Origin of the sequence: Plantactinospora sp. WMMB782, from assembly GCF_049179135.1 — a bacterium.
Lineage (GTDB): Bacteria > Actinomycetota > Actinomycetes > Mycobacteriales > Micromonosporaceae > Plantactinospora.
Map to the genome: position 1 here is coordinate 5,222,822 of NZ_JBMHMC010000007.1, position 22,456 is coordinate 5,245,277.

Annotated in this window: 20 protein-coding genes; 15 read left to right on the forward strand and 5 right to left on the reverse strand. The window is 72.6% G+C overall.

Annotation, left to right across the window (positions count from 1 at the left end; all coding sequences use genetic code 11):
* Positions 1 to 13 precede the first annotated feature (13 nt).
* The 8 genes from pelF (at position 14) to ACN28A_RS25655 (ending at position 9,422) form a co-directional block, all read left to right on the forward strand.
* Positions 14 to 1,738 carry a GT4 family glycosyltransferase PelF gene (gene pelF, locus ACN28A_RS25620; RefSeq protein WP_421398901.1) on the forward strand — a complete coding sequence of 575 codons (1,725 nt, stop codon included), beginning with the start codon at positions 14 to 16 and terminating at the stop codon, positions 1,736 to 1,738.
* On the forward strand, positions 1,735 to 3,279 hold the full coding sequence (locus ACN28A_RS25625; protein ID WP_421398904.1) for a hypothetical protein: 1,545 nt from the start codon (positions 1,735 to 1,737) through the stop codon (positions 3,277 to 3,279). Before pelF ends, ACN28A_RS25625 begins: the two co-directional genes overlap by 4 nt.
* Before the next feature lie 59 nt (positions 3,280 to 3,338).
* Complete coding sequence (locus ACN28A_RS25630; RefSeq protein WP_421404648.1) at positions 3,339 to 4,154, forward strand: sugar phosphate nucleotidyltransferase; 816 nt, start codon at positions 3,339 to 3,341, stop codon at positions 4,152 to 4,154.
* Positions 4,151 to 5,047, forward strand: a complete 897-nt coding sequence (locus ACN28A_RS25635; RefSeq protein ID WP_421398907.1) for an NAD-dependent epimerase/dehydratase family protein — start codon at positions 4,151 to 4,153, stop codon at positions 5,045 to 5,047. Before ACN28A_RS25630 ends, ACN28A_RS25635 begins: the two co-directional genes overlap by 4 nt.
* On the forward strand, positions 5,044 to 6,222 hold the full coding sequence (locus tag ACN28A_RS25640) for an endo alpha-1,4 polygalactosaminidase (protein ID WP_421398909.1): 1,179 nt from the start codon (positions 5,044 to 5,046) through the stop codon (positions 6,220 to 6,222). The genes ACN28A_RS25635 and ACN28A_RS25640 overlap by 4 nt, the downstream gene beginning before the upstream one ends.
* A gap of 118 nt (positions 6,223 to 6,340) precedes the next feature.
* Entirely contained in the window at positions 6,341 to 7,765 is a 1,425-nt protein-coding gene (locus tag ACN28A_RS25645; protein WP_421398912.1) for a nucleotide sugar dehydrogenase, read from the forward strand.
* Positions 7,762 to 8,730, forward strand: coding sequence for an NAD-dependent epimerase/dehydratase family protein (locus ACN28A_RS25650; protein ID WP_421398914.1), 969 nt, complete (start codon positions 7,762 to 7,764; stop codon positions 8,728 to 8,730). Before ACN28A_RS25645 ends, ACN28A_RS25650 begins: the two co-directional genes overlap by 4 nt.
* The gene (locus ACN28A_RS25655) at positions 8,727 to 9,422 is read left to right on the forward strand and encodes a hypothetical protein (RefSeq protein WP_421398916.1); all 696 of its coding nucleotides are present in this window, start codon (positions 8,727 to 8,729) and stop codon (positions 9,420 to 9,422) included. Before ACN28A_RS25650 ends, ACN28A_RS25655 begins: the two co-directional genes overlap by 4 nt.
* Before the next feature lie 134 nt (positions 9,423 to 9,556).
* Here ACN28A_RS25655 and ACN28A_RS25660 read toward each other — a convergent pair whose 3' ends face one another.
* The gene (locus ACN28A_RS25660) at positions 9,557 to 10,060 is read right to left on the reverse strand and encodes a hypothetical protein (RefSeq protein ID WP_421398919.1); all 504 of its coding nucleotides are present in this window, start codon (positions 10,058 to 10,060) and stop codon (positions 9,557 to 9,559) included.
* Between the two features lie 207 nt (positions 10,061 to 10,267).
* Between ACN28A_RS25660 and ACN28A_RS25665 the strand changes: the two genes are divergently transcribed.
* The 5 genes from ACN28A_RS25665 to ACN28A_RS25685 all read left to right on the forward strand — a co-directional run bounded on the left by ACN28A_RS25665 (position 10,268) and on the right by ACN28A_RS25685 (position 15,566).
* The gene (locus tag ACN28A_RS25665; protein ID WP_421398921.1) at positions 10,268 to 12,727 is read left to right on the forward strand and encodes an ATP-binding protein; all 2,460 of its coding nucleotides are present in this window, start codon (positions 10,268 to 10,270) and stop codon (positions 12,725 to 12,727) included.
* Between the two features lie 227 nt (positions 12,728 to 12,954).
* Positions 12,955 to 13,371: a DUF6069 family protein gene (locus ACN28A_RS25670; RefSeq protein WP_421398923.1), complete on the forward strand. Its 417-nt coding sequence runs from the start codon at positions 12,955 to 12,957 to the stop codon at positions 13,369 to 13,371.
* 47 nt (positions 13,372 to 13,418) lie between these two features.
* Entirely contained in the window at positions 13,419 to 13,772 is a 354-nt protein-coding gene (locus tag ACN28A_RS25675; protein WP_421398926.1) for a YciI family protein, read from the forward strand.
* 16 nt (positions 13,773 to 13,788) lie between these two features.
* Positions 13,789 to 14,991, forward strand: a complete 1,203-nt coding sequence (locus ACN28A_RS25680) for an RNA polymerase sigma factor (protein ID WP_421398928.1) — start codon at positions 13,789 to 13,791, stop codon at positions 14,989 to 14,991.
* Positions 14,988 to 15,566, forward strand: coding sequence for a dihydrofolate reductase family protein (locus ACN28A_RS25685; protein WP_421398930.1), 579 nt, complete (start codon positions 14,988 to 14,990; stop codon positions 15,564 to 15,566). Before ACN28A_RS25680 ends, ACN28A_RS25685 begins: the two co-directional genes overlap by 4 nt.
* Positions 15,567 to 15,709: 143 nt before the next feature.
* Here the strand turns inward: ACN28A_RS25685 and ACN28A_RS25690 are convergent, their stop codons facing one another.
* Positions 15,710 to 16,300 (reverse strand): DinB family protein, encoded by a 591-nt coding sequence (locus ACN28A_RS25690; RefSeq protein ID WP_421398933.1) that lies wholly within the window; start codon positions 16,298 to 16,300, stop codon positions 15,710 to 15,712.
* 183 nt (positions 16,301 to 16,483) lie between these two features.
* On the opposite strand from ACN28A_RS25690, the gene ACN28A_RS25695 reads away from it, so the two are divergent.
* Positions 16,484 to 17,779: a cellulose binding domain-containing protein gene (locus ACN28A_RS25695; protein WP_421398935.1), complete on the forward strand. Its 1,296-nt coding sequence runs from the start codon at positions 16,484 to 16,486 to the stop codon at positions 17,777 to 17,779.
* Between the two features lie 39 nt (positions 17,780 to 17,818).
* On the forward strand, positions 17,819 to 19,528 hold the full coding sequence (locus tag ACN28A_RS25700; RefSeq protein WP_421398938.1) for a glycoside hydrolase family 5 protein: 1,710 nt from the start codon (positions 17,819 to 17,821) through the stop codon (positions 19,526 to 19,528).
* Between the two features lie 105 nt (positions 19,529 to 19,633).
* On the opposite strand, the gene ACN28A_RS25705 is transcribed toward ACN28A_RS25700, so the two are convergent.
* The 3 genes from ACN28A_RS25705 to ACN28A_RS25715 form a co-directional block, all read right to left on the reverse strand.
* Positions 19,634 to 20,149 carry a putative immunity protein gene (locus ACN28A_RS25705; RefSeq protein WP_421398941.1) on the reverse strand — a complete coding sequence of 172 codons (516 nt, stop codon included), beginning with the start codon at positions 20,147 to 20,149 and terminating at the stop codon, positions 19,634 to 19,636.
* 52 nt (positions 20,150 to 20,201) lie between these two features.
* Positions 20,202 to 21,413, reverse strand: coding sequence for a DUF2254 domain-containing protein (locus ACN28A_RS25710; RefSeq protein ID WP_421398943.1), 1,212 nt, complete (start codon positions 21,411 to 21,413; stop codon positions 20,202 to 20,204).
* 63 nt (positions 21,414 to 21,476) lie between these two features.
* Positions 21,477 to 22,226 (reverse strand): hypothetical protein, encoded by a 750-nt coding sequence (locus ACN28A_RS25715; RefSeq protein ID WP_421398946.1) that lies wholly within the window; start codon positions 22,224 to 22,226, stop codon positions 21,477 to 21,479.
* Positions 22,227 to 22,456 lie beyond the last annotated feature (230 nt).

The following is a 22,456-nucleotide window of genomic DNA, read 5'->3' on the forward strand; positions in this document are numbered from 1 at the left end:
ACGGGAGCACTCGGTGAGGATCGCACTGGTCTCGGAAGGCACGTACCCGTACGCCATGGGCGGCGTGAGCGTCTGGTGCGAGCAGCTCATCCGGGGCATGCCGGACCACCGCTGGGAGGTCGTGGCACTCACCGTGGACGGGACCGAGCAGCCGGTGTTCGACCGGCCGGCGAACCTGGACCGGGTGCACTCGATACCGCTGTGGGGCGGACGGCCGCCGGGCCGCCGCCCCCAGCGGGGGTTGCCGGTCCGGGCGGGCCGACCCGGCATCGGGTTCGTCGAGTCCTACGAGGTGTTCCTGCGTGCGCTCGTCACCCCGCTGGAGTCGACCCGCTCCCAGGCGGGCGCGGTCAACCGGAGCACCTTCCTGCTCGCCCTGCGCGGCATGTTCGAGTACGCCGCCGACGGCGGTGACCTGAGCGCGGGCCTGCTCTCCAACCAGGCCCTGGGGATGATGCTGGACGCCTGGCGCTCGCTGCGGGTCGACGAGGCCGGGCCCGCGCTCACCGTCGCCGACGCGCTCGAGGCGGCCTGGCTCATCTCGCACATGATGCGGCCGCTCAGCGCGCCGCCGGTCCGGGCCGACATCGTGCACTCCTCGATGAACGGCCTCGCGATGCTCGTCGCAATGGCGGCGACCTGGGCACACGGAACCCCGCTGGTCCTCTCCGAGCACGGCATCTACCTGCGCGAACGCTACATCTCGTACCTGCACGACAAGGCGCCGCACCCGGTGCGGGTGCTGGTGCTGAGCTTCTTCCGCTCGCTGGCCGGTGCGGCCTACCTGATCAGCCACGCGCTGGCGCCGCACTCGCAGTACAACCGGCGCTGGCAGTTGCACAACGGGGCCGACCCCGAGCGGATGTGGACGATGTACAACGGCGTCGACCCGGACGAGTTCCCACCGGCGGCCGGCGAACCGGAGACGCCGACCATCTCGTTCATGGGCCGCATCGACCCGCTGAAGGACCTGCACACGCTGATCCGGGCGTTCGCGCTGGTCCGCGCGGAGATCCCGAACGCCCGGCTGCGCGTCTTCGGCGGTACGCCGGCCGCCAACCAGGTCTACCACGCCAGCTGCCAGGCCCTGATCGACGAACTCGGGCTGACCGGGCACGCCACCCTGGAGGGGCGGGTCGGCAGCGCGGTCGAGGCGTACCACGCCGGCAACCTGGTCGCGCTCACCAGCATCTCCGAGGGCTTCCCGTACACGGTGGTGGAGGCGATGGCGTGCGGGCGCCCGACCGTCTGCACGAACGTCGGCGGTGTCGCCGAGGCGGTCGGCGACACCGGGATCGTCGTCGCGCCCCGGGACGTGCCCGCCGTCGCCGCCGCCTGCGTGAAGCTGCTGCGCGACCGGGAGTTGCGGCTGCGGCTCGGCGCGGTCGCCCGGTCCCGGGTGCTGGAGCGGTTCACGCTGCGGCGCTCGATCCAGGCGTACCGCGACATCTACGAGGGGCTCGTCGCGCGACCGACGGTGTCGGTGCCGCAGATCCAGCCGCGCGGCCGGGCCCAGGGCCGGGTCAGGGTGCCGGACCACAAGATCCAGCCCGGGGTGGCCGCCGTCAACACCCGGATACCCCGGCAGCGCGACCCGGAGGAGCCCGGCCGGTCCAACGCGGCGAAGGTGCCGCGGCGTGCGCCGGACCCGTCCGGCCGGCTGCGCCGGGCGGCACCGGCGGGCCAGGTCGACGATCCGACGGACGAGACTCCGCGACTCGTCGGCGAGCCGCGATGACGCCCGGCGACCAGAGCGTGCCGCCCTCCCCGGACGACGACGCCGAGCCGGCCCGGCAGCGCGGCGGCACGGTGACCGCCGAGGCGGTGCCGGAGCAGGATGCCGACCAGCCGGGCGAGACCGAACGCACGATCCTGCTGCCGAGGATCTCCACCGACCCGGTCGACGACCTGGTCGAGCGGGTCCGGCCCCGGCTGGGCCGGGCGGTCGACGCGTTGCAGGTCGCCGCCGCGCTGGAGGCCGACGGGCACACCGACCGGACGTCGCAGGTCGAGTACGGCTACCCGGACGTCTTCCGGCTCGCCTCCGAGGTGTTCTGGCGGATGGGGCCGCCGTCACCGGTCGACGACCAGGCGGGCCCCCCGGCGGCGACCGGCCCGCACCGGTGGGACGCCCTGCGCACGATCGCACACGGGCCGCTCTACCTGCTGCCGGGTGCGGCGTTCCCGGCCGTGCTGGCCGTCGTCGGACGGCCGGGCCTGGTACTCGGACTGGTCATGGCCGGAACGCTCGGCTGGGTCTGGTCGGGCGTGGCCGCGTACTCGGCGTACCGGCTGCTCGGCCTGCGCCGGCCGGGCTCGGCGAGCCGGGTACTCCGGATGGCGGCGCTCACCGGTCCACTGCTCGGCGTACTCCTCGGCGCGGCGATGCTGCCGTACCACGGCCTGCCGCTGGCGGTGATGATGGTCTGCCAGCTCGCCTACCAGATGGCCAGTACGCTGCTGGTCTTCTACCGGCGCGAGTCGTGGCTGGCCGTGGCGATGCTTCCCGCCCTGCTGTCCGGCCTGGCCTACCTGGTCGTCGGCGGTCCGATGTTGCGCCGCTCGGCGGTGACGGCGGCGGCGGTCTGCGTACTCGCGACGCTCGCCGCCGCCCTCTGGGCCGCCCGGCCCGGGGCCGAGGAACCGGCGCCCCGGCACCCGCTCTGGCCGGAGGCGTCCGTGCTGCTCGGCGTCGCCGGCTACGGGCTCTGCTCGGCCGGGCTGCTCTTCCACGCGCAGGCGCCGTACCTGGACCGGTTGGACGTCGTGCTGGGTGCCGTGCCGCTGTTCCTCTCGATGGGATTCGTGGAGTGGCGGACCAGCCGGTTCCCGGCGGTGGCGATCGCGTCGACCCGGCGGGCGCGCCGGCCGGACGAGTTCGTCGCCGAGGTCTGGCGCACGGTCGGCCGGGACGTCGCGGCCTGCCTCGCGGTGCCGGCGGTGCTCGGGGCGGCACTGCTGGCCGGCCTCGCCCACGCGGGGATGCTGTCGGCGGCCGGCACGGTGATGACTGTCGCGCACGTCGCGCTCGCCGGCGCCTACTACCTGGCGTTCCTGCTGACCGGCCGGGGGCGGTACGGCTGGCTGTGCCTGTCCATCGCGCTCGTGGTGGCCCTGCACGTCGGGGGCGGCGCGCTGCTCGGTGCCGCTCCGCTGCTCGGGCAGGACGGCTCCGCGCTCGTCGACACCTCGCTCTACCTGGGCAGCGTCGTGCTGCTCCAGGCGTTGTTCGCGCTCGGTCTGCTTCCGGTGATCGGGCAGGTCCGGCACTACCGGTAGTTCACTCGGCCTATGGGGAGGTCAGGTTGCACGCGGTGATTCTCGCAGGCGGCAAGGGAGTGCGGTTGCGGCCGTATACGACGACGCTACCCAAACCCCTGATGCCGATCGGCGACAGCCACTCGATCCTGCAGATCGTGCTCGACCAGCTCGCGTCGCGCGGGTTCACCTCGGTGACCCTGGCGATCAACTATCTCGGCCCGTTGATCCAGGCGTTCGTGGGGGACGGCCGCCGGTGGGGGCTCGACATCGACTACGTGGAGGAGGACCGCCCGCTCTCCACCGTCGGCCCGCTCTTCGCGCTGAAGGACCGGCTGCCCGACGAGTTCCTGGTGATGAACGGAGACATCCTCACCGACCTGGACTACGCCGACCTGCTGCACACCCACCGGGTCTCCGGCGCCGGGCTGACGCTGGCGACCTCCGAGCGGGTGCACCAGATCGACTTCGGGGTGCTGGACGTGGACGCCGGCCGGATCGTCGGGTTCCGGGAGAAGCCGGCGCTGCGCTACCCGGTCAGCATGGGGGTGTACGGGATGTCGCGGAAGACGCTCGGGCCGTACCCGCCGGGACTTCCGCTCGGCTTCGACCAGTTGGTGCTGGACCTGCTCGCGGCCGGCGAGCACCCGGCGACGTACCCGTTCGACGGCTTCTGGCTGGACATCGGCCGGCCGGAGGACTACGACGAGGCGAACCTGACGTTCGCGCAGCTCAAACCGCTGCTGCTGCCGGGCCGTCCGGAACCCGGTCCGGCGGTGCCCGGGTCTGCCGTCCCGGCGCCGGTCGGTTCGGGGTCTGCCGTGCCGGCGCCGGTCGGTTCGGGGTCCGCCGTCGGCGAGCGGGTCGAGGCCGTGCGCTCGGGGGAGCGCGGGTGACCCGGGTACTCCTCTTCGGAGCCTCCGGCTTCATCGGCCGGCACACCCGTGCCGCGCTGGAGTCGGACCCGAGGATCACCGAGGTGATCTGTCCGGACCGGACGACCTACGACCTGCTCGACGGCGCACCGGAGCTGCTGGTGGAAAAGCTGCGCGAGGTCGCCCCGGACGCGGTGGTCAACTGTGTCGGCGCGCTCACCGGTTCCGCCACCGGGCTACTCAGGGCGAACACGCTCGTCGCGGCGAAGCTGCTCGAAGCCGTCGGCACGGCGGCGCCGCGGGCCCGGCTGGTCCGGCTGGGCTCGGCCGGCGAGTACGGCGTCGTGCCGTCCGGTGCCTCGGTCGCCGAGACCGATCCGGCGCACCCGGTCAGCGAGTACGGCCTCAGCCACCTGGCCGGGACCCGGCTGTTCCAGCTCGCCGGGGAATCCGGGCAGGCCGACGCGGTGTCGGTGCGGGTCTTCAACCCGATCGGCCCCGGCATGTCCGAGGAGAACCTGCTGGGCCGGGCCGCCGCCCGGATCCGCGCCGCACTGGCCGACGGTGCTCCGGAGCTCACCCTCGGGCCGCTCTCGGCGTACCGGGACTTCGTCGACGTGCGGGACCTCGCCGCGCTGATCGTCGCCCTGCTGCTCGCGCCCGAGCTGCGGCACCGGGTCTTCAACGCGGGCAGCGGCCGGTCGGTCACCGCGCGGGAGGCGGTCGAGCTGCTGGCCGCCACTGCCGGCTACCACGGCCGGATCCGGGAGGTCGGCGCCGGGCCGCCGCGCTCGACGGCGGTCGGCTGGATCAGGGCCGACGTCAGCCGGGCGGCCCACGAGCTGGGCTGGTCGCCGGTGCGCGACCTGGCGACGTCGGTGAAGGACATCTGGACCGCCGGGGAGCCGAGGTGAGCCAGCGGAACCCGGGCGGCCGGCCGGGCGAGGCGGCGCGCGCCGCCGCCGGCCGGCGCCGGTGGCCCGGCCCGGGGCGGCGACGCCGGTGGCTGGTGACCGGCCGGCGGTGGCTGGTGGCCGGCCGGCGACGACGGCGGTGGCTCGTGGCCGGCCTCGCCGGGGTGACGGTGCTGGCGGTGGCCGCCGGCTGGGCACTGGTCGCCGGCCGGTCCGGTCCCGCACCGACGTCGGCGCCGGCAGAGGCCACCGGCACGGCAACCGGACCGGGCGGTGGCCGCGCGGCGCCGAGTGCCAGCCCCACGCCACGGCCGAGCCGACCGGCCACCGGCACACCCGGCGCGGCCAGGCCGCCCGCACCCCGGACCATCACCAACTGGGCGTACCAGCTCCAGGGGTACTCCGGCGGCGGTCTCGACGCGCTGACCCGGGGCCGGTACCAGCTCGCCGTCGTCGACCTGGCCCGGGACGCACACACCGGCTACTTCACCCGGGCCGAGATCGGCGCGCTGCGCCGCAGTGGCAAGCGGGTGCTGGCGTACTTCGAGATCGGCAGCATCGAGGACTTCCGCCCGGAGTACCCGGTGCTCCGGCGCGACGCCCCCGACCTGTTGGCCAACGAGTGGCCGGACTGGCCCGGCGAGTACTTCGTGCACTACTGGGACGGCCGCTGGTGGGAGCGGGTCGTACGGCCCCGGGTGGACCGGGCGCTGCGGGCCGGCTTCGACGGGGTCTACCTGGACACGCCGCTGGCGTACGAGGAGATCTCCCTCGACGCGGCCCAGGGCCGTGACCGGGCGCGGCTCGCCGTCGAGATGGCCGCCCTGGTCGTCCGGATCAGCAGGTACGCCAAGGCCCGCCGGCCCGGCTTCCTGATCGTCCCGCAGAACTCCCCGGAACTGCGTAGGCAGCGGGGTTACACCGCCGCCATCGACGGCATCGCGATGGAGGAACTGTTCTACCTCGCCATGGACGAGCCGTGCACCCGGGACTGGTGTGCGGAGAACCTGGCACACACCCGGGCGCTGCGGGACGCGGGCAAGTTCGTGCTCGCCGTCGACTACGCCGTACGGGCCGACCACGTGCGGGCGGTCTGCGCCCGCTATCGCGCGGAACGGTTCGCCGGCACGGTCACCGTCCGGGAACTCGACCGGCTCACCGCCCCCTGCGGCTGAGTCGTACCCCTTCGGCGCGGTCGCACCGTCGCGACCGCGAGCGCCGGACATCGGACGGTCCGCCCAGCGGACCGCCGCCCTTTCGAACAGGACATCCGTGGCACGGAAAGGAAACAGCATGGGCTGCAAAGTCGGGGTCGTGGGGATGGGCTACGTGGGGCTCACACTTACCGCGGCGCTCGCCGACAAGGGCTTCCCGGTGTACGGCGCGGACGTGTCGCCGACGGTTCTGGGGGCGCTGTCCCGGGGGCGGCCGCACATCTTCGAGCCCGGCGTCGAGGAGATCTTCGCCGCCCGGATCGGCCGCGACATCCAGGTGGGTGCCGAACTGCCCCGGGACACCGTCGACGTGGCGGTGATAAGCGTGTCGACGCCGGTCGACGACATCACCCGCCGGCCGAACCTGGCGAACCTGGCCGCGGCCGCCCGCGCGGTCGCCGCCACCTGCCGTCCGGACACCCTGGTCGTGGTCCGCAGCACCGTGCCGGTCGGCGCCAGCCGCCGGGTGGTGCTGCCCGAACTGCGGGCTGCCTGGGGCGACCGGGTCCGGCTGGTGATGGCACCGGAACGGACCATCCAGGGCCAGGCGCTGCGCGAACTCGTCGAGCTGCCCCAGGTGGTCGGCGGCCTGGACGCCGAGAGCCTGGCCGCCGGGGTCGAGTTCTTCACCGGGCTGGCCCAGACGATCGTGCCGGTCAGCGGGCTGGAGACCGCCGAGCTGGTCAAGCTCTCCAACAACTGCCACACCGACCTGATCTACTCCTTCGGCAACGAGATCGCGCTGATCGCCGAGCGGCACGGACTCGACCCGCTGGAGGTGATCAGGGCGGCGAACGTCGACTATCCGCGTCCGGACCTCGCGAAGCCCGGGTACGTCGGCGGCGGCTGCCTCTCCAAGGACCCGTACATCATGATCGACAGCGCCGGGGACCGGCGGCCGTTCCTGGTCGGCAAGGCCCGGGAGCTCAACGAGTACCTGCCGATCCACGTGGGGGAGACGGTGGTCCGGATGCTCGCCGAGGCGCGTGGCGGCAGTCTGGGCAGCCGGCTGGCGGTGCTCGGCTGGGCGTACAAGGGCTGGCCGCCCACCGACGACATGCGGGGCACCCCGATCGCCACCATGATGCGGGTCTTCTCCGCCGCCGGGGTCGTCGTGCTCGGGCACGACCCGATGGTCACCGACGACGTGATCCGGCAGTACGGCGGCGAGCCGATCAGCCTGGACAAGGCGTTCACCGACGTCGACGGCGTACTGATCATCAACGACCACCCGGACTACCGGGCGATCCGGATCTCGGAGGTACTCGACACGGTCCGACCGGCCTTCGTCTACGACTCCTGGCGGGTGCTGGACGCCGACGCGGTGACCGGTGCCGGCATCCGTTACGCGGGCCTCGGCTACCTGCCGCCGGCCCCCGAACCGGGCGCCCCGGCACCGGCCCCCGCCGGCGCGTCGCCCGTTCCCGCCGCGTCGGCCGGGTCGCCCGCTTCCGTCGCTCCGGCCGCCCCGGCGGCTTCCGCCGGAGGGGTGGTGCCGGCATGAGGGCGCTGCTGCTCGGCGGGGCCGGCTTCATCGGCCTGCACCTCGCCCGCCGCCTGGTGGACGACGGTCACCAGGTGACGATCGTGGACGACTTCTCGCGCGGCCGGGACGACGCCGACCTCGACCGCCTCCGGAACGACCCGGCGGTGCGGGTGGTCTCCGGGGACCTGACCGCGGCGGCGACCTGGGCCGCCCTGCCGTCGGGTTGGGACCAGGTCTACCTGCTCGCCGCCGTCGTCGGCGTCCGCAACGTGCAGCAGGACCCGGCCCGGGTGGTCCGGGTCAACACCCTCGCCGCGCTGCACCTGCTCGACTGGGTCAGCCCCGGCGAGCGGGTCTTCTTCGCCTCCACCAGCGAGGTGTACGCCGGCGGCGTGACGGCCGGGGTGGTCCCGGTGCCGACGTCCGAGACCGTGCCGGCCATGATCTCCGACATCACCGAGCCCCGGTTCGCGTACGCGGTGAGCAAGCTGCTCGGCGAGGCCGCCTTCCTGCACACGGCCCGCGCCCGGGGCTTCGAGACGGTGGTCGGCCGCTTCCACAACGTGTACGGGCCACGGATGGGCGCCGACCACGTCGTCCCGGAGATGTCCCTGCGCGCCATCCGCGGGGTCGACCCGTTCCCGGTGCCCGGCGCCGACCAGTTCCGGGCGTTCTGCCACGTCGACGACGCGGTCGAGGCCATGCTGCGGTTGATGGCAACCCCGGCCGCCAGCGGGCAGATCGTGCACATCGGCAACGACCGCGAGGAGACGAACATCGGTGACCTGGCCAAACTCGTCCTGCGGGTGGCCGGGGTGAGTCCCGCCATCGAGGCGCAGGCGGCACCGCCGGGTTCGGTCGCCCGCCGCTGCCCGGACCTGTCCCGGCTGCGCGAGCTGACCGGCTACGAACCCACCGTCAGCCTGGAGGAGGGGGTACGCGGCACGTTCTCCTGGTACCGCGAGCACGGGTGGCCGCGATGAGCCGCCGCCCGATCTGCTTCTACTACGGTGACGGGCGGCTGGACGAGCTCAGCGGATATCTGCGGGTGGTGCTGCAGCCGGACTTCTACCAGCCCGCCGAGCTGCGCTACCTGGCAGAGCGGAACGTCCAGACCCTCGGTTACCTCTCGCTGTCGGAGGACCAGGGCCCGCCGGCGCCCTGGCAGCGCCAGGAGCGCAACCCGGACTGGGGCGGCGCGTTCGTCCACGTCGACCACCCGCTCTGGGTGGCGCACGTCGTCGGGGCGGCGAAGGAGGCGATCGCCCGGGGCTTCGCCGGGCTCTTCCTGGACACCCTCAACGTCGAGCTGACCTATCCCGAGGACGTGCCGCACCTGCTCACCCTGGTCGCGGCGGTACGCGAGGAGGCGAACCCGGCGTACCTGCTGGCCAACCGGGGCTTCGGCATGCTGCCCCGGCTGGCCGAGATCGTCGACGGGATCGTCTTCGAGTCGTTCTCGGCCCGGTGGACCGAGGACGGCTACTACGCCCCGTGGCCGCCGGACGTGCTGGAGTTCCACGCCCAGATCGCCGAGCAGCTGCTGCAACTGGAACTCGACCTCTACAGCCTCGACTACGCCGACAGCCCGGGGCTGGCCGACTTCGCCGGGCGCCGGGCCCGCCAGTTCGGCCTGCAGTCCTTCGTGGCCGACCGCGCCCTGTCCCGCACCTGACGCCGGCCCGGCTTCCCCGCCGGGTGGTGGCCGGTTCGCGCGGCTGGCTTCCCCGCCACGCGAACCGGCTCCGCCCGGCGGGGAAGCCGTGACCCCCACGGCCTGCGGGCCTCCGGCCGACAGGTCGCGACCTGTCAGCCGGTCGACATCGAGGTCAGGTTGCAGGTGCGGACCCAGGGACCGGGGGCGACCGGCTGGCGGGCGCAGGACCAGGTCGAGCTGACCGCCGAGGTGCCCGGGGTCAGGCTGTGGTACGACCCCTGCCAGGTCCCCTCCGGGAAGAAGACGTACCCGTAGTACTCGCTCCAGCTCTGGTAGCACCGCACGTCGAGCGCGATCGTGGTGGCGGTGGCCGGGATCGCCTTGGTCCACAATCTGGTCGAGGAGCTGGGGTCGAACGGGGAGACGGTGTCCACCGGAAGCCATCCGGAGCCGGGTGAGCCGGGCCAACCGCCGACGCCCAGGCTCACGTAGGGCCCGACCGGGGGGATCCCGGACGTGCAGGTCGTGCTTCCGCTGACGATCCGGGTGCCGTCGGCCAGGGCCGGCGGCGGCGCGACGGAGACCGCCGCCACGGTGGTAGTCGCCAGCAGGCCGAGGGTGGCCGTGATTCGCCGCAGTCTTCCGGTAGCAATCAACGCGCGACCGTCCTTTCGCGGGATACTCCGCATCGGGTGCTTGAGGGCATCCTCCTCAATGGATAGCGTGGGCGGCGGGTGGTGCGGACAGGTGCGGACGACCGGGGCCGACGTGGCAGGTAGCGACGGTGTAGCCGTCCGATGCGCTGGACAGTGCCGGACAGCGCCGGGGATCGCGCAGCGCCGGGCTGGACCGGGAATCACCGGGTGACCGCTGACGACGGCCGCCTGCTGCTGCGGCAACTCTGCGACGACCTGCGGCTGCTCCGGCTCCAGGCGGGCGGCCCGAGCCTGCGCGGCCTGGCCGCACGGGTACGGCTGGGCAAGAGCCAGGTGGGGTCGATCTTCAACGGCCGGATCGGACGGCTGCCCGACTGGGAGGTCGTCCGGGGCGTCGTCGACGGCTGCCGCCAGTACGCCCAGGAGCACGGCCGGCTGGACCGGCTGTCGGTGGCCACCGGGATCGAGGAGTTCTGGCGCCCGAGGTACGCCCTGGTGGACCACGCGTTGCAGCAGGCCGCGCGGCAGCGGCCACCGGCACCGTACCGGCCGGCACCCCGGACGCGACAGCTGCCGGTACCCCGGCAGTTGCCGGCCGTCACCCGGCACTTCGCCGGACGGGCCGGCCCGCTCGCCGCGCTGGACGCGCTGCTGGACGAGGCCGCCACCGCGAACACCGCGCTGATCTCGGCGATCGGCGGTACCGCGGGCGTGGGCAAGACGACCCTCGCCGTGTACTGGGCGCACCGGGTCGCCGACCGCTTCCCGGACGGGCAGCTCTACGTCGACCTGCGCGGCTTCGGGCCGACCGAGCCGGCGATGGAGCCGGGTGAGGCGATCCGCCGCTTCCTCGACGCTCTCGGAGTGCCGCTCCGGCGGATCCCACCGGAGCCGGACGCGCTGGCCGCGGTGTACCGGAGCGAACTCGCCGGTCGGCGACTGCTGATCCTGCTGGACAACGCCCGCGACGGCGCGCAGGTCCGGCCGTTGCTGCCCGGTGCCGCCGGCTGCCTGGTCCTGGTCACCAGCCGCGATCCGCTCACCGGCCTGGTCGCCGCCGAGGGCGCCCAACCCGTCACCGTCGACCTGCTCGGCCGCGACGAGGCGAGGCAGTTGCTGGCCCGCCGGCTCGGCGGTGCGCGGATCGCCGCCGAACCGCACGCGGTGGACGAGATCATCACCCGTTGCGCCCGGCTGCCGCTGCCACTGGCGATCGTCGCCGCGCACGCCGCGACCCGCCGGGTGCCACTGGCCGAGCTGGCCGAACAGCTCCGCGACGGCAGGTACCCGCTCGGGCTGCTCGACACCGGCGATCCGGGCACCGACGTGCACGCGGTGTTCGCCTGGTCGTACCGGGCGCTGGCCCCGGCCGTGGCGCGGACGTTCCGGCTGCTGGGCCTGCATCCCGGTCCGGACACCACCGCGCCCGCCGTCGCCAGTCTCGCCGCACTGCCGTTGCCGGAGGTGCCGCCGCTGCTGGCCGGACTGACCCGCGCCAACCTGCTCAGCGAACCCGCGCCCGGCCGGTACGCCTGCCACGACCTGCTGCGCGGCTACGCCACCCACCTGGGCGGCATCCTGGAGTCCGTGCCGGACCGCGAGGCCGCGACCGGCCGCATCCTCGACCACTACCTGCACACCGCCGCCGTCGCCGACCGGCTGCTGCACCCGAACCGGGACGCGGTCACCCTCGAACCGCCCCGGCCGGGCGTCGCGCCGGAACCGCTCGGCGACCCGACCGCGGCCCGGGACTGGCTCGCCGCCGAACTTCCGGTGCTGCTCGCGGCGGTGGAGCACGCCGGCACCGCCGGGTACGACAGGCACGCCTGGCAGCTCGCCTGGATCCTGACCGGGTACCTCGAACACAGCCGGCGCTGGCCCGAACAGCTCGCCGTCGGCGGCGCGGCGACGCTGGCCGCCGGACGGCTCGCCGACCCGCGCGCGTCGGCCGTCGCGCACCGGATCCTGGCCCGCCCGTACATCGAGACCGGTCGGCACGCCGACGCCCGCACCCACCTCGAACGCGCCCTCGCCCTCGACACCGGCACCGGTGACCTCACCGCGCAGGCTCATGACCAGCACCTCCTCGCCTACCTCGGCGAACGGCAGGGCCGGTACGCCGTCGCCCTCGACCACACCCGGCAGGCCCTCGCGCTGTACCGCAGGGCGGACCACCGGCACGGTCAGGCCTCCGCCCTCAACGCGGTCGGATGGTTCCAGGTCCATCTCGGCGACCACGCCCAGGCCGTCACCGCCTGCCAGGAGGCCCTCACCCTGCTCCGCGGACTCGACGACCGTGGCGGCGAGGCGGCCACGCTGGACAGCCTCGGCTACGCGTACCACCATCTCGGTGACTACCCGCGCGCCGTCAGCTGCTTCCGTCAGGCGGTCGTCCGGCTACGGGCCCTCGGCGCGCGCTACCCGGAAGCGAGCACGCTCACCCATCTCGGCGACACCCACCAGCTCGCGGGTCGGCCGGGCGCGGCGCGGACCGCGTGGCGGCGGGCACTGGTGATCCTCGGCGAGCTCGACCATCCCGACGCGGAAGGGCTCCGGGCTAGGCTCGCCGCCGCCGACGCCGGCCGGGACCACCACGACTCGCCGTCCGCGTCGCCGCTGCCGTCGTCCGCGTCGCCGTCGTCCGCGTCGCCGTCGTCCGCGTCTTGAGTGCCACGTCGGCCTGCGCGCCGGGCTGTCCGCTCGACGGTTCGGCTCCGCGTGAGGGCGTATCGTCAGTATTCGTCCGCTATGCCCCGGTGGCTGGGCGGGCGGTGGAGCGGAGTCGAATCTTCTCGAAAAAATTCTGGGTGAGGTTGTCGATCGGGCCCGGTCGTTTTCGTAGCCCTGGTGAGAGCCCGGCACCGAGCCGGTCCACAGCCCACCGGAGGAAAGAAATGAGCACGACCCTGGACACCACCACCCGCGTCAGCACTCCGACCGTCGGTCGGCTGATCCGGACCGGTCTCGTCGCCACGGCTGCCGCGAGCGTCGCCACCATGGCCGTCGCCGCCGCCGGCTACGCGGCGGGGATCAGCCCCGACGTCGGCGGCGCCCCGATCCCGGCCACGGGCTTCGGCGTACTGACCGCGATCTTCTCGCTGGTCGGCGTGGTGATCGCCGCGCTACTGTCCCGGTTCGCCCGGCGTCCGCGGCGTACGTTCGTCCGCACGACCGTAATCTTGACCGTCCTGTCGCTGGTGCCGGACGTGATCGTTGACGCCGGCGTCGCCACCAAGGCACTGCTGATGCTCACCCACCTGGTCGCGGCCGCGATCGTGATCCCCGCTGTCGCGCGCCGCCTGGCCGCCTGACCGCCCGACCTGCTGTCATCCCGACACCGAACCACCGGAGGACCGTCATGAAGCAGTACCTGCTGTCCGTGCACTTCGTCGAGGGCGCGCCGGAGCCGTCCGAGGAGGAGATGCAGACCATGTTCAGGGAGACCGACCGGATCAACGAGGAGATGCAGGCGTCGGGCGCCTGGGTCTTCGCCGGCGGACTCCGCACGCCGGAGAGTGCCACCGTCGTACGGGTCGACAACGGCACCACCACGATGAGCGACGGGCCGTTCGCCGAGACCAAGGAGCACATCGCCGGATTCTGGGTGATCAAGTGCACGGACCTGGACCAGGCGTTGGCCTGGGCCGAGAAGTGCGCGGCGGTCTGCGGGCCGATCGAGGTGCGGCCCTTTGACGACCTGTCCGAAGCCTGAGCCCCGAGTCGTCGAAGTGACGGACCTGGCAAGCATCTACCGCGCGGAGTACGGCCGCTGCGTCGCCACCCTGACCCGCCTCCTCGGCGACATCAACCTCGCCGAGGAGGCGGTCCAGGACGCCTTCACCACGGCGTTGCAGAAGTGGCAGACCCCGCCGCCGAACCCCGGCGCCTGGATCGTGACCACCGCACGCAACCGGGCCGTCGACCGGCTCCGCCGGGAGTCGACCCGCCAGGCCCGGCACGCCCAGGCCCTGCTGCTGCAGCAACCCGACGAGCCCCAGGAGGTGGGACCGGTGAAGGACGACCAGCTGCGACTCATCTTCACCTGCTGCCACCCGGCACTCGCGCCGGACGCGCGGACCGCCCTCACGCTGCGCCTGCTCGGCGGTCTCGAGGTACCGCAGATCGCCCGGGCCTACCTGACCCAGGAGGCGACCGTCGCGCAGCGGATCGTGCGTGCCAAGAAGAAGATCCGCGACGCCGGCATCCCCTACCGGGTACCGGCCGAACACGAACTGCCGGACCGGCTGCCGCCCGTGCTCACCGTGCTCTACCTGATGTTCAACGAGGGTTACACCGCCACCGCCGGACCGCTCATCGACGCGGACCTCTGTGCCGAGGCGATCCGGCTGGCCCGCGAACTCGCCGCGTTGATGCCCGACGAGCCCGAGGTACTCGGCCTGCTCGCGCTGCTGCTGCTGACCGAGGCGCGCCGCCCGGCCCGGCTCGACCGGGCCGGCGAACTGGTCCTGCTCGCCGACCAGGACCGGTCGTTGTGGAACCGGGCACTGGTCGCGGAGGGCCACGACCTGGTCCGCCGTTGCCTGCGGCGCAACCGCCCCGGCCCGTACCAGATCCAGGCGGCGATCAGCGCGGTGCACACCGACGGCAGCACCACCGACTGGTCGCAGGTCCTGGCGCTCTACGACCAGCTTCTCGCGCTCGCGCCGACCCCGGTCGTCGCACTCAACCGTGCGGTCGCCGTCGCCGAGGTGCACGGGCCGGCGGTGGCCCTCGCCGCGTTGGAGCAGGTGGACCTGCCGGGCTACCACCGGCTGCCCGCGACCCGGGCCGAACTGTTGGCCCGGCTCGGCCGCGACGCGGAGGCCCGAGCCGCCTACGACCAGGCGATGGCACTGGCGACCAACGAGACCGAGCGTGCCTTCCTGCGGAGCCGCCGTGCCGAACTCAACCGGACAAGGAGCGAACAATGACCACCACCTACACCTTCGACGTCTTCGCCAGCCTCGACGGCTTCGGCACCACAAGCGGCGACTGGGGCGGATACTGGGGCAAGCAGGGTCCCGAGCTGCTCGAACACCGCCTCGCCCTGTACAGCGAGGAACAGCGGATGGTCTTCGGGGCGCAGACGTACCGGGTGTTCGCCCGGATGCTTGCCGCGAGCACCGAGGACTCCGAGGTCCGGGACGCCTGGGTGACCCGGATGAGGGAGCTCCCGGCGACGGTGGTGTCGAGCACCCTGGAGGGTCCCCTCGACTGGCCGGACGCGACAGTCGCCAGCGGTGACGCCGTCGACGTCGTCGCCCGGCTGAAGAAGGAGTCCGGGGTGCCGCTGCGGTCACACGGCAGCCTGTCGTTGAACCGGGCACTGATGGCCGCCGGTCTGGTCGACTTCGTGCAGGTGACGATCTTCCCGGTGATCACCGGTCAGACCGGGACGGAGCCGGTCTTCCAGGGGGCGGCCGACTTCGACCTGGAGCTTGTCGACAGCCGGACCCTGGACGGTCGGACCCAGCAGCTCGTCTACCGGCCCACCCTGCATGCCTGAGGACCGTCGGGGCGGCATCCGCACCCCGCCGCCCGGTCGAACCTGATCGGCAACCACCGCTCCGCCCCGCTCCCGCATCCCGGCGGGAACGGGGCGCGGCCGGGCGGGGGAGTCGGATCATCGGCGGACCGGCCGGCCGGTGACTATCCGAAGCGGTCGGCCAGCTTCGTCAGCTTGTCGACGTACGCCGGCCAGTCGTGGTCCTGGGGGATGTTGGTGTTCTCCCGGCGCAGGCCGATCGCCGAGTCGTGCCGCTCGCGCATGATGTCGGCGTGGCCGGCGTGCCGGGCCAGGTCGCAGATCACGTGCACGATGATCCTGTGCAGCGTCACCTCCTGCCCGCCGGGTCGCCACCACGGCACCCGCCCCGGCGCGTCCAGCGGTAGCTGTTCGATCGTCTGGTCCGCGAAGGTCGCGACCCGGTGGTACAGGTCGATCAGCCCGTCCTTCGTCTCGTCCTCCCGTGCGTACCAGTCGGCCTGCGGGTCCTCCTCGTACGCCTGCATGGAAACCAGTTCCTCGGGCGTCGGGAACTCGCGCCCGAAGGTGGGCCCGAAGTAGCCGGCCTCGACATTGAGGCAGTGCTTGAGGAGTCCGAGGAGGTTGTTGCCGGTCGCGGTGCGCGGCATTCTGGCTTCGCGTTCGCTGAGCCCGTCGAGTTTCCAGACCAGGTCCTCGCGCAGTCCCTGGAGGTAGTGGTGCAGCGCGGTCTTCGGATCGCCCAAGTCAGCCATGCCCGCCAGTCTTCCGTACCGGCGTCGGCGGGTGGCGTCGGTGGGGGCACTGGCGGATCGACGGCCCGAAGTGGGCAATCAATCGATGAACTTCACTTGACAGTGAATCTGGTCGCGATCAAGCTGACGGTGACACCGGCGCTCCGCGTCCTGGCGCCACCCCACCGTCCCTGGAGGAACAGGATGGCACCGCCCCGCGACCGGCTGCCCCGCGTCGTACTCGCCAGCACTGTCGGTCTCGCCACGGTCGCCGCAGCCGGCCTGTTGGGCACGACCGCCGCCCAGGCCGCACCCGGCTGCGGCGTCGACTACACGATCCCCAGTTCGTGGAACGGCGGCTTCACCGCGGCGGTCACCATCACCAACCTCGGCGACCGGCTCACCAGCTGGAACCTGAGCTGGTCGTTCAGTGCCGGACAGACCGTCACGCAGCTGTGGAACGGTTCCGTCAGCCAGTCCGGATCACAGGTCACCGTCACGAACGCCTCCTACAACGGCACGATCGCCACCGGCGGCACCGTCTCGTTCGGCTTCAACGGTGCGTGGAACGGCAGCAATCCGAGGCCCGGCAGCTTCACCCTCAACGGCACCCTGTGTACGGGCACGGTCAGCCCGTCCTCACCGTCCCCGTCGCCGCCCGGCAGCCCGACGTCGCCGCCCGGCAGCCCGACGCCGCCGCCGAGCACTTCCACGCCGCCGCCGAGCGGGCCCACCCCGCCGCCGGTCAGCTCGGTCGGCGGATCCGGCCCCTACCCGGCGGGCTACGAGACGTCGAGCGGCCTGACCAACCACACCATCTACCGGCCGGCGAGCTTCCCGGCGACGCCGCTACCCGTCTTCGTATGGGGCAACGGCGGCTGCTCGGCCAACGGGACGTCCGCGTTGCCCTTCCTGCGCGAGATCGCGTCACACGGCTTCCTGGCGATCTCCAGCGGCCGTCCGAACGGTTCCGGCAGCACGACCGCCGCGCTGCTGACCCAGGCGATGAACTGGGCCGTCGCCGAGAACAGCCGACAGGGCAGCTGGTACCAGGGCCGGATCGACACCACGAAGATCGCGGTGGCCGGCTTCTCCTGCGGCGGACTGGAGGCGTACGAGGTCTCCAACGACGCCCGGGTCAGTACGACCATGATCTTCAGCAGCGGCCTGCTGGACGACAACAACGACTTCCAGCTGCGCCGGCTGACGAAGCCCATCGCGTACATCATCGGTGGTCCCAGTGACATCGCCTACCCGAACGCGATGGACGACTGGGGCAAGCTGCCGAGCGGCCTTCCTGCCTTCATGGGCAACCTGCCCGTCGGGCACGGCGGGACGTACAGCCAGACCAACGGTGGCGAATTCGGCCGGGTCGCGGTGCTCTACCTCAAGTGGCGCCTGCTCGGCGACCGCACCGCCGGCCAGACCTTCGTCGGCAGCGACTGCGGCCTGTGCCGCAACACCCAGTGGACCGTCCAGCAGAAGAACCTGACCCTCTGACCGGCCGGCGGCGCCCCCGCCCACCTCGGAAGGTACCGGATGAGCAGGCGGTCCCGGACGCTGCGCACGTCGCTGGGCGCGCTGGTCCTGGTGGCCGCGCTCACCAGCCCGGTGCGGCCGGCCGCTGCTGACGGCGACGTCGGCGGCGGCGGTCGCCCGTCCGGCATCCTGCGCGCCGCCGGCCAGCAGATCGTCGACGATGCGGGCCGGCCGGTCGCGCTGCGCGGGGTCGCCTTCGGCAATGCCGTCTGGTCGGACGTGGAGTTGCCCACCGCGCACCACGGCGAGGTCGACTACCGGCGGGTACGGGCCATGGGGATGAACCTCGTCCGGTTCTACCTGAACTACCGGACGTTCGAGGACGACGCCAACCCCGGCGTGTGGAAGGAGGCCGGTTTCCGGTGGATCGACCAGAACGTCGCCTGGGCCCGGAGGTACGGCATCCGCCTGCAGCTCAACATGCACGTCCCGCAGGGTGGTTTCCAGTCGCTGGGTAGGGGTGTCGCGCTCTGGAACGACCTCCGCAACCAGGACCGGCTGACCGCGCTGTGGCGGGAGATCGCCCGGCGTTACCGCGCCGAGCCGGTCGTGCTCGGCTACGACCTGCTCAACGAACCGGTCACCGCCGGTGAAAAGGTGCAGTGGGTCCAGCTCGCCAACCGTCTCGTCCGGGCCATCCGCGAGGTCGACCCCTGGCACGTCGTCACCGTCGAGCGCCTGAACGGCAGTAACGCCGACGGCAGCGGCGCCTACCAGCCGGTGCAGGACGCGGACCTCGGCTTCTTCCCGGTCGACGACCCGAACATCCTCTACGAGTTCCACACCTACCGGCCGATCGAGTTCACCCACCAGTTCGCGTCCTGGATGCCGTGCTGCCAGGCCCCGACCTCGTATCCGGACCCGTCGGCGATAAGCGTCTCCTGGGACCACCTCAGCTGGCGACACTGGACCTTCGACGGCACCCCGCCGGCCGGCGCGCTGCGCGTCCCGGACGGCAGCACACCCTGGACGGCGTACCGGGTGCGCTACACGGTCACCGACCCGACCTGGCACGTCGGGCGGCCCACCTTCATGTCGCAGCGCAACGCCGGCACTGTGTACTTCGACGACTTCGAGGTGCGCGAGTACGACCCGCAGGGCGACCTCGTGCGGCAGCTGGCGAAGGGGGAGCTGGAGGATCCGGCCTCCTGGCACCTGTGGCTCGACCAGAGCACCCCGCAGGCCACCGGCACCCGGGTCGTCGGGCCGGACGGCCACGCGGGCACCCGTTCCGTCGGGATCTCCGGGACCAACACCGACGCGTCCCTCTCCTCGGACGCGTACTGGTTCCGGGTGCGGGCCGGACACACCTACGAACTCACGTACTGGGCCCGGGGGCAGGACAGCGCGGCCGGCTCGACGTCGCTCGGCCGGCTCGAGTTCCTCACCAGCTCCGTGCCGGTGATCGGCCGGGAGAAGGCGCTGCTCGCCGCCGAACTCGACAGGTACGCCAGCTGGGCCCGGGCCCACGACGTGCCGCTCTACCTCGGCGAGTTCGGCACCGTCCGGGACTCGTTCGACCGGGGCGGCGCGCGGTGGGTGGCCGACATGCTCGACCTGCTCGCCACCCGTGGGATCTCGTGGACCTACCACTCCTACCGGGGTGACGGCGGGTTCGGCATCTACCACGACGAGTACCCGAACCCCGTGGACCCGGCGAACGCCAACGACGTGCTCGTCGACCTGTTCCGGGGATCGCTCGCACCGTGACGGGGCGCGGCGGCCGAGCACCGGCCCGGCAGCGGGCGGGTGCGGTCCGGGTCGCCCGCTGCCGCTGCGGGTGCCGGTGCAGGTGTGCCGCTGCCCTACACCCGGTCAGCAGTCGAAGACCGACCAGCAGATGTCGTTGCGCAGCCGCTGGTCGTCGAGGACGAGGTCGCGGATCGCCGCCGGGAGCTGGTCCCGCTGCCATCGGCACTCCCGCCGGCCCGCGGCATCCCGCTCGCCTTCCGGCGCCGCAGCACGCACGGCCTTGATCGCGTAGGCGGCGGCGCCGAGTTCGTGTGCGGCGACGTGGGCGACGACTCCCGCCTGGCCGGCGGCGTACGCGGCGTGCCGGGCCGCGCCACGCAGATCTCTGGCCGCGCCCATCGCATGACCGCCCGCCGCGCGGGCCTGCATCATCCCGACCTCGCCCCGCACCCAGGCGCGGGCGTGTTCGATCGCCGCACGGGGTCGCGGATCGTCAGGTCGAACCGACTCGAACAGGTGCAGGACATGCTCGGCGCAGGCCGCCGCCCAGAGCGCGAGCAGATGATGATCCGGGTCGGTGAGGCTCCCACCGCGCCGGAGCGTGACGAAGCGAAGGTCCCGAACCTTCGGCAGGATCATGGTCGGGTGCTCCTTCCGCCGGGGACGACCGCTGTCGACCCTAGCTCTGCGCTCAGCGGAGGTGGCCGTCGCCGCCGAGCGCTCTCCGGCGTCGATCTATCGCGGTCCGGTGCTGCTCCGCGGCGACCGTGGCGAGGTCGGTCAGCATCCTCCGCAGCAGGCTGGTGATCCGCGGCTGGTCTCGGCCGGCGTGCGCGACGTCGTCGACAGCCACCGCGAGGAAGCTGTCGAAGGTCTGCCGGGGCGCGAGCGCGCGGAGCCGCCCCTGGTCGTCCACCGCCGTTCGGGGTCGGTCGGGGCGGGTGGCGAGACGGCGCAGCAGGTCGTGGGACTCCTGCGTGGCGCGGACGGCCGTGGTCAGGTCGTTGACGCCGGGAGAGAGAGCGCGTTCGGCGATGTCGGCGAGCTGTCGGAAGCCGAAGCCGATGTCCTGGCCCGGGCTGCGCTCGGGGGCGAGGCTCACCACTTCGTCGGCGATGTCCGTGGGCAGCGGCCGTGGTGCGGTGGTTCCGGCGGGATACACGGTCAGGAGTGGCTGGCCGGCGGCGACGAAGTCCCCGGGGGTGGGCAGCACGACCACGAGGCAGTCGTGCAGGGCAGCCCTGGCGGCGAGCCGTGCGAGGTCAACGTCGGTGACCAGCCCGCCGGTGCCGGCGGAGAGCACCTGAGCCGGCGGCCCGGCCGGCGCGGCCGGGTCGGCCGGCGGTGCGGCGTCCGTGTCGGCCTGCAGGCTGCGCCGGGTCTGGGCGCCGATGGCGGCGATGATGTGCGACACCCGCATGATCGTGGTCACGTGGTGCAGGTACCACACGAACACGCTGCTGCTGGCCAGCACCAGCAGCAGGCTGGTGGCCAGGGAGAGCTCCGGGACACGCGCCGTGTCCGGCAGGGCGGCGAGGACGACGATGGCGAACAGGAACGTGGCGATGAACAGCCCCAGAGCGATCTGGATGACGCGGTCCTGCAGGAAGGTGCGCAGAACCCGGGGAGAGTACTGACTCGCTGTCAGCTGCAGGGCGACCATGGTGATCGAGAAGACCAGGGCGGTGAAGGAGATCATCGCGGTGATGATCGCCGACAGCAGTGCCCGCGCACCTGCGGATTCACTGGGCAGGATGACATCCAACGGTACGACGAGCCGCAGTTCCAGCGTCGACAGGGCGATCGCCAGCAGGACCGATCCGGCTGTGAAGCAGGCGGGAATCAGCCAGAAGCTGTCGCGGATCGACGCGGCACGGCTGGCACGGGTCTGTGGACGGGCCACCCGAGGGAGTCCCCTTGGACGGCCGGTTTAAGCCTCCGGCCCGTCGGTTGCTCCTGGCGCCCGTCAGGGGCCCGTACCGGACGAGGAACCGGCGCTGTCCGCCGGACCCGGTCCGGAGGCCGCCGGGCGGGAACCGGAACGGCCTGTCGGTTCCTCCCGACGGTCGTCTTCCTCCCGGTCCTCGTCGAGGAAGAACGCGCCGATGCTTCCGGCCAGGGTGGCGAAGACGAGTACCGAGTAGGCGGCCAGGCAGACCTCGATGACCTGGCCGACTCCGCTGCTGGCATTCAGGGGTTGCCCGGCGATGGTGGTGAGTGCGACGTCGTGCAGCGCCCGTGGGTAGGACGGGTGGCCGCCGGAGAAATAGGTCAGGTGGGTGCCGACGAGGATGACGATGGCGGTGAACGCACCGAGCCGGATGAGCCGTCCGGACAGCAGGTGGGTGGCCGACCGCGAGCCTCGTACGGCGGAGCTGAGCAGCTGCGCGAAACCGGCGACCCGGAGTACCCGCAGGAGCGCGAAGAGCCGGAGGAACGGCACCGCGAGGATGATCAGGCGCCACCAGTTCCGCCGGAGGAACCGGCGACGGTCCGCCGCGACCCACCAGCGGAAGGCGAACTCGGCCACGAAGGCCGCCCAGAGCAGATATCCGAGGACCGACAGCACCAGGGACAGCGTTCGGTCCCGGCTGAACGGCTCGACCAGCACGACGACGAGGAAGACCACCGCCAGGATCCCCATGGCTCGGTCCAGCCGCCGGTCGAGCCGCTCGCTGACTCGCCGGTGCGCGGTGCGGTCGTCATCCGGTGGCACGTGAACCGGTCCCCGTTCGATCCGTGCGACCAGTGTGACTCGTCGGCGGTGCGCTTCGCCTGATTTTCACGAGTTTGCAGAAAATTCCTAGTTCGTGCAGATCGAGACCGAGCACGCTACCGCGACCACGCGCCCGTCAGCAGGGCTGCGGCGACGGCCAAGACCGTTGTCCGGCGCTGGGCCGTCACGCCGTCCGGCACTGAATCCGACCGGGCCTCGCAGACGGCTAC

Coding starts and splice junctions, on each gene's coding strand:
- ACN28A_RS25700 (WP_421398938.1), top strand. CDS start 17,819: ATGAGCAGGCGGTCCCGGACGCTGCGCACGTCGCTGGGCGCGCTGGTC.
- ACN28A_RS25690 (WP_421398933.1), bottom strand. CDS start 16,300: ATGGCTGACTTGGGCGATCCGAAGACCGCGCTGCACCACTACCTCCAG.
- ACN28A_RS25695 (WP_421398935.1), top strand. CDS start 16,484: ATGGCACCGCCCCGCGACCGGCTGCCCCGCGTCGTACTCGCCAGCACT.
- ACN28A_RS25685 (WP_421398930.1), top strand. CDS start 14,988: ATGACCACCACCTACACCTTCGACGTCTTCGCCAGCCTCGACGGCTTC.
- ACN28A_RS25645 (WP_421398912.1), top strand. CDS start 6,341: ATGGGCTGCAAAGTCGGGGTCGTGGGGATGGGCTACGTGGGGCTCACA.
- ACN28A_RS25675 (WP_421398926.1), top strand. CDS start 13,419: ATGAAGCAGTACCTGCTGTCCGTGCACTTCGTCGAGGGCGCGCCGGAG.
- ACN28A_RS25625 (WP_421398904.1), top strand. CDS start 1,735: ATGACGCCCGGCGACCAGAGCGTGCCGCCCTCCCCGGACGACGACGCC.
- ACN28A_RS25670 (WP_421398923.1), top strand. CDS start 12,955: ATGAGCACGACCCTGGACACCACCACCCGCGTCAGCACTCCGACCGTC.
- ACN28A_RS25655 (WP_421398916.1), top strand. CDS start 8,727: ATGAGCCGCCGCCCGATCTGCTTCTACTACGGTGACGGGCGGCTGGAC.
- ACN28A_RS25705 (WP_421398941.1), bottom strand. CDS start 20,149: ATGATCCTGCCGAAGGTTCGGGACCTTCGCTTCGTCACGCTCCGGCGC.
- ACN28A_RS25650 (WP_421398914.1), top strand. CDS start 7,762: ATGAGGGCGCTGCTGCTCGGCGGGGCCGGCTTCATCGGCCTGCACCTC.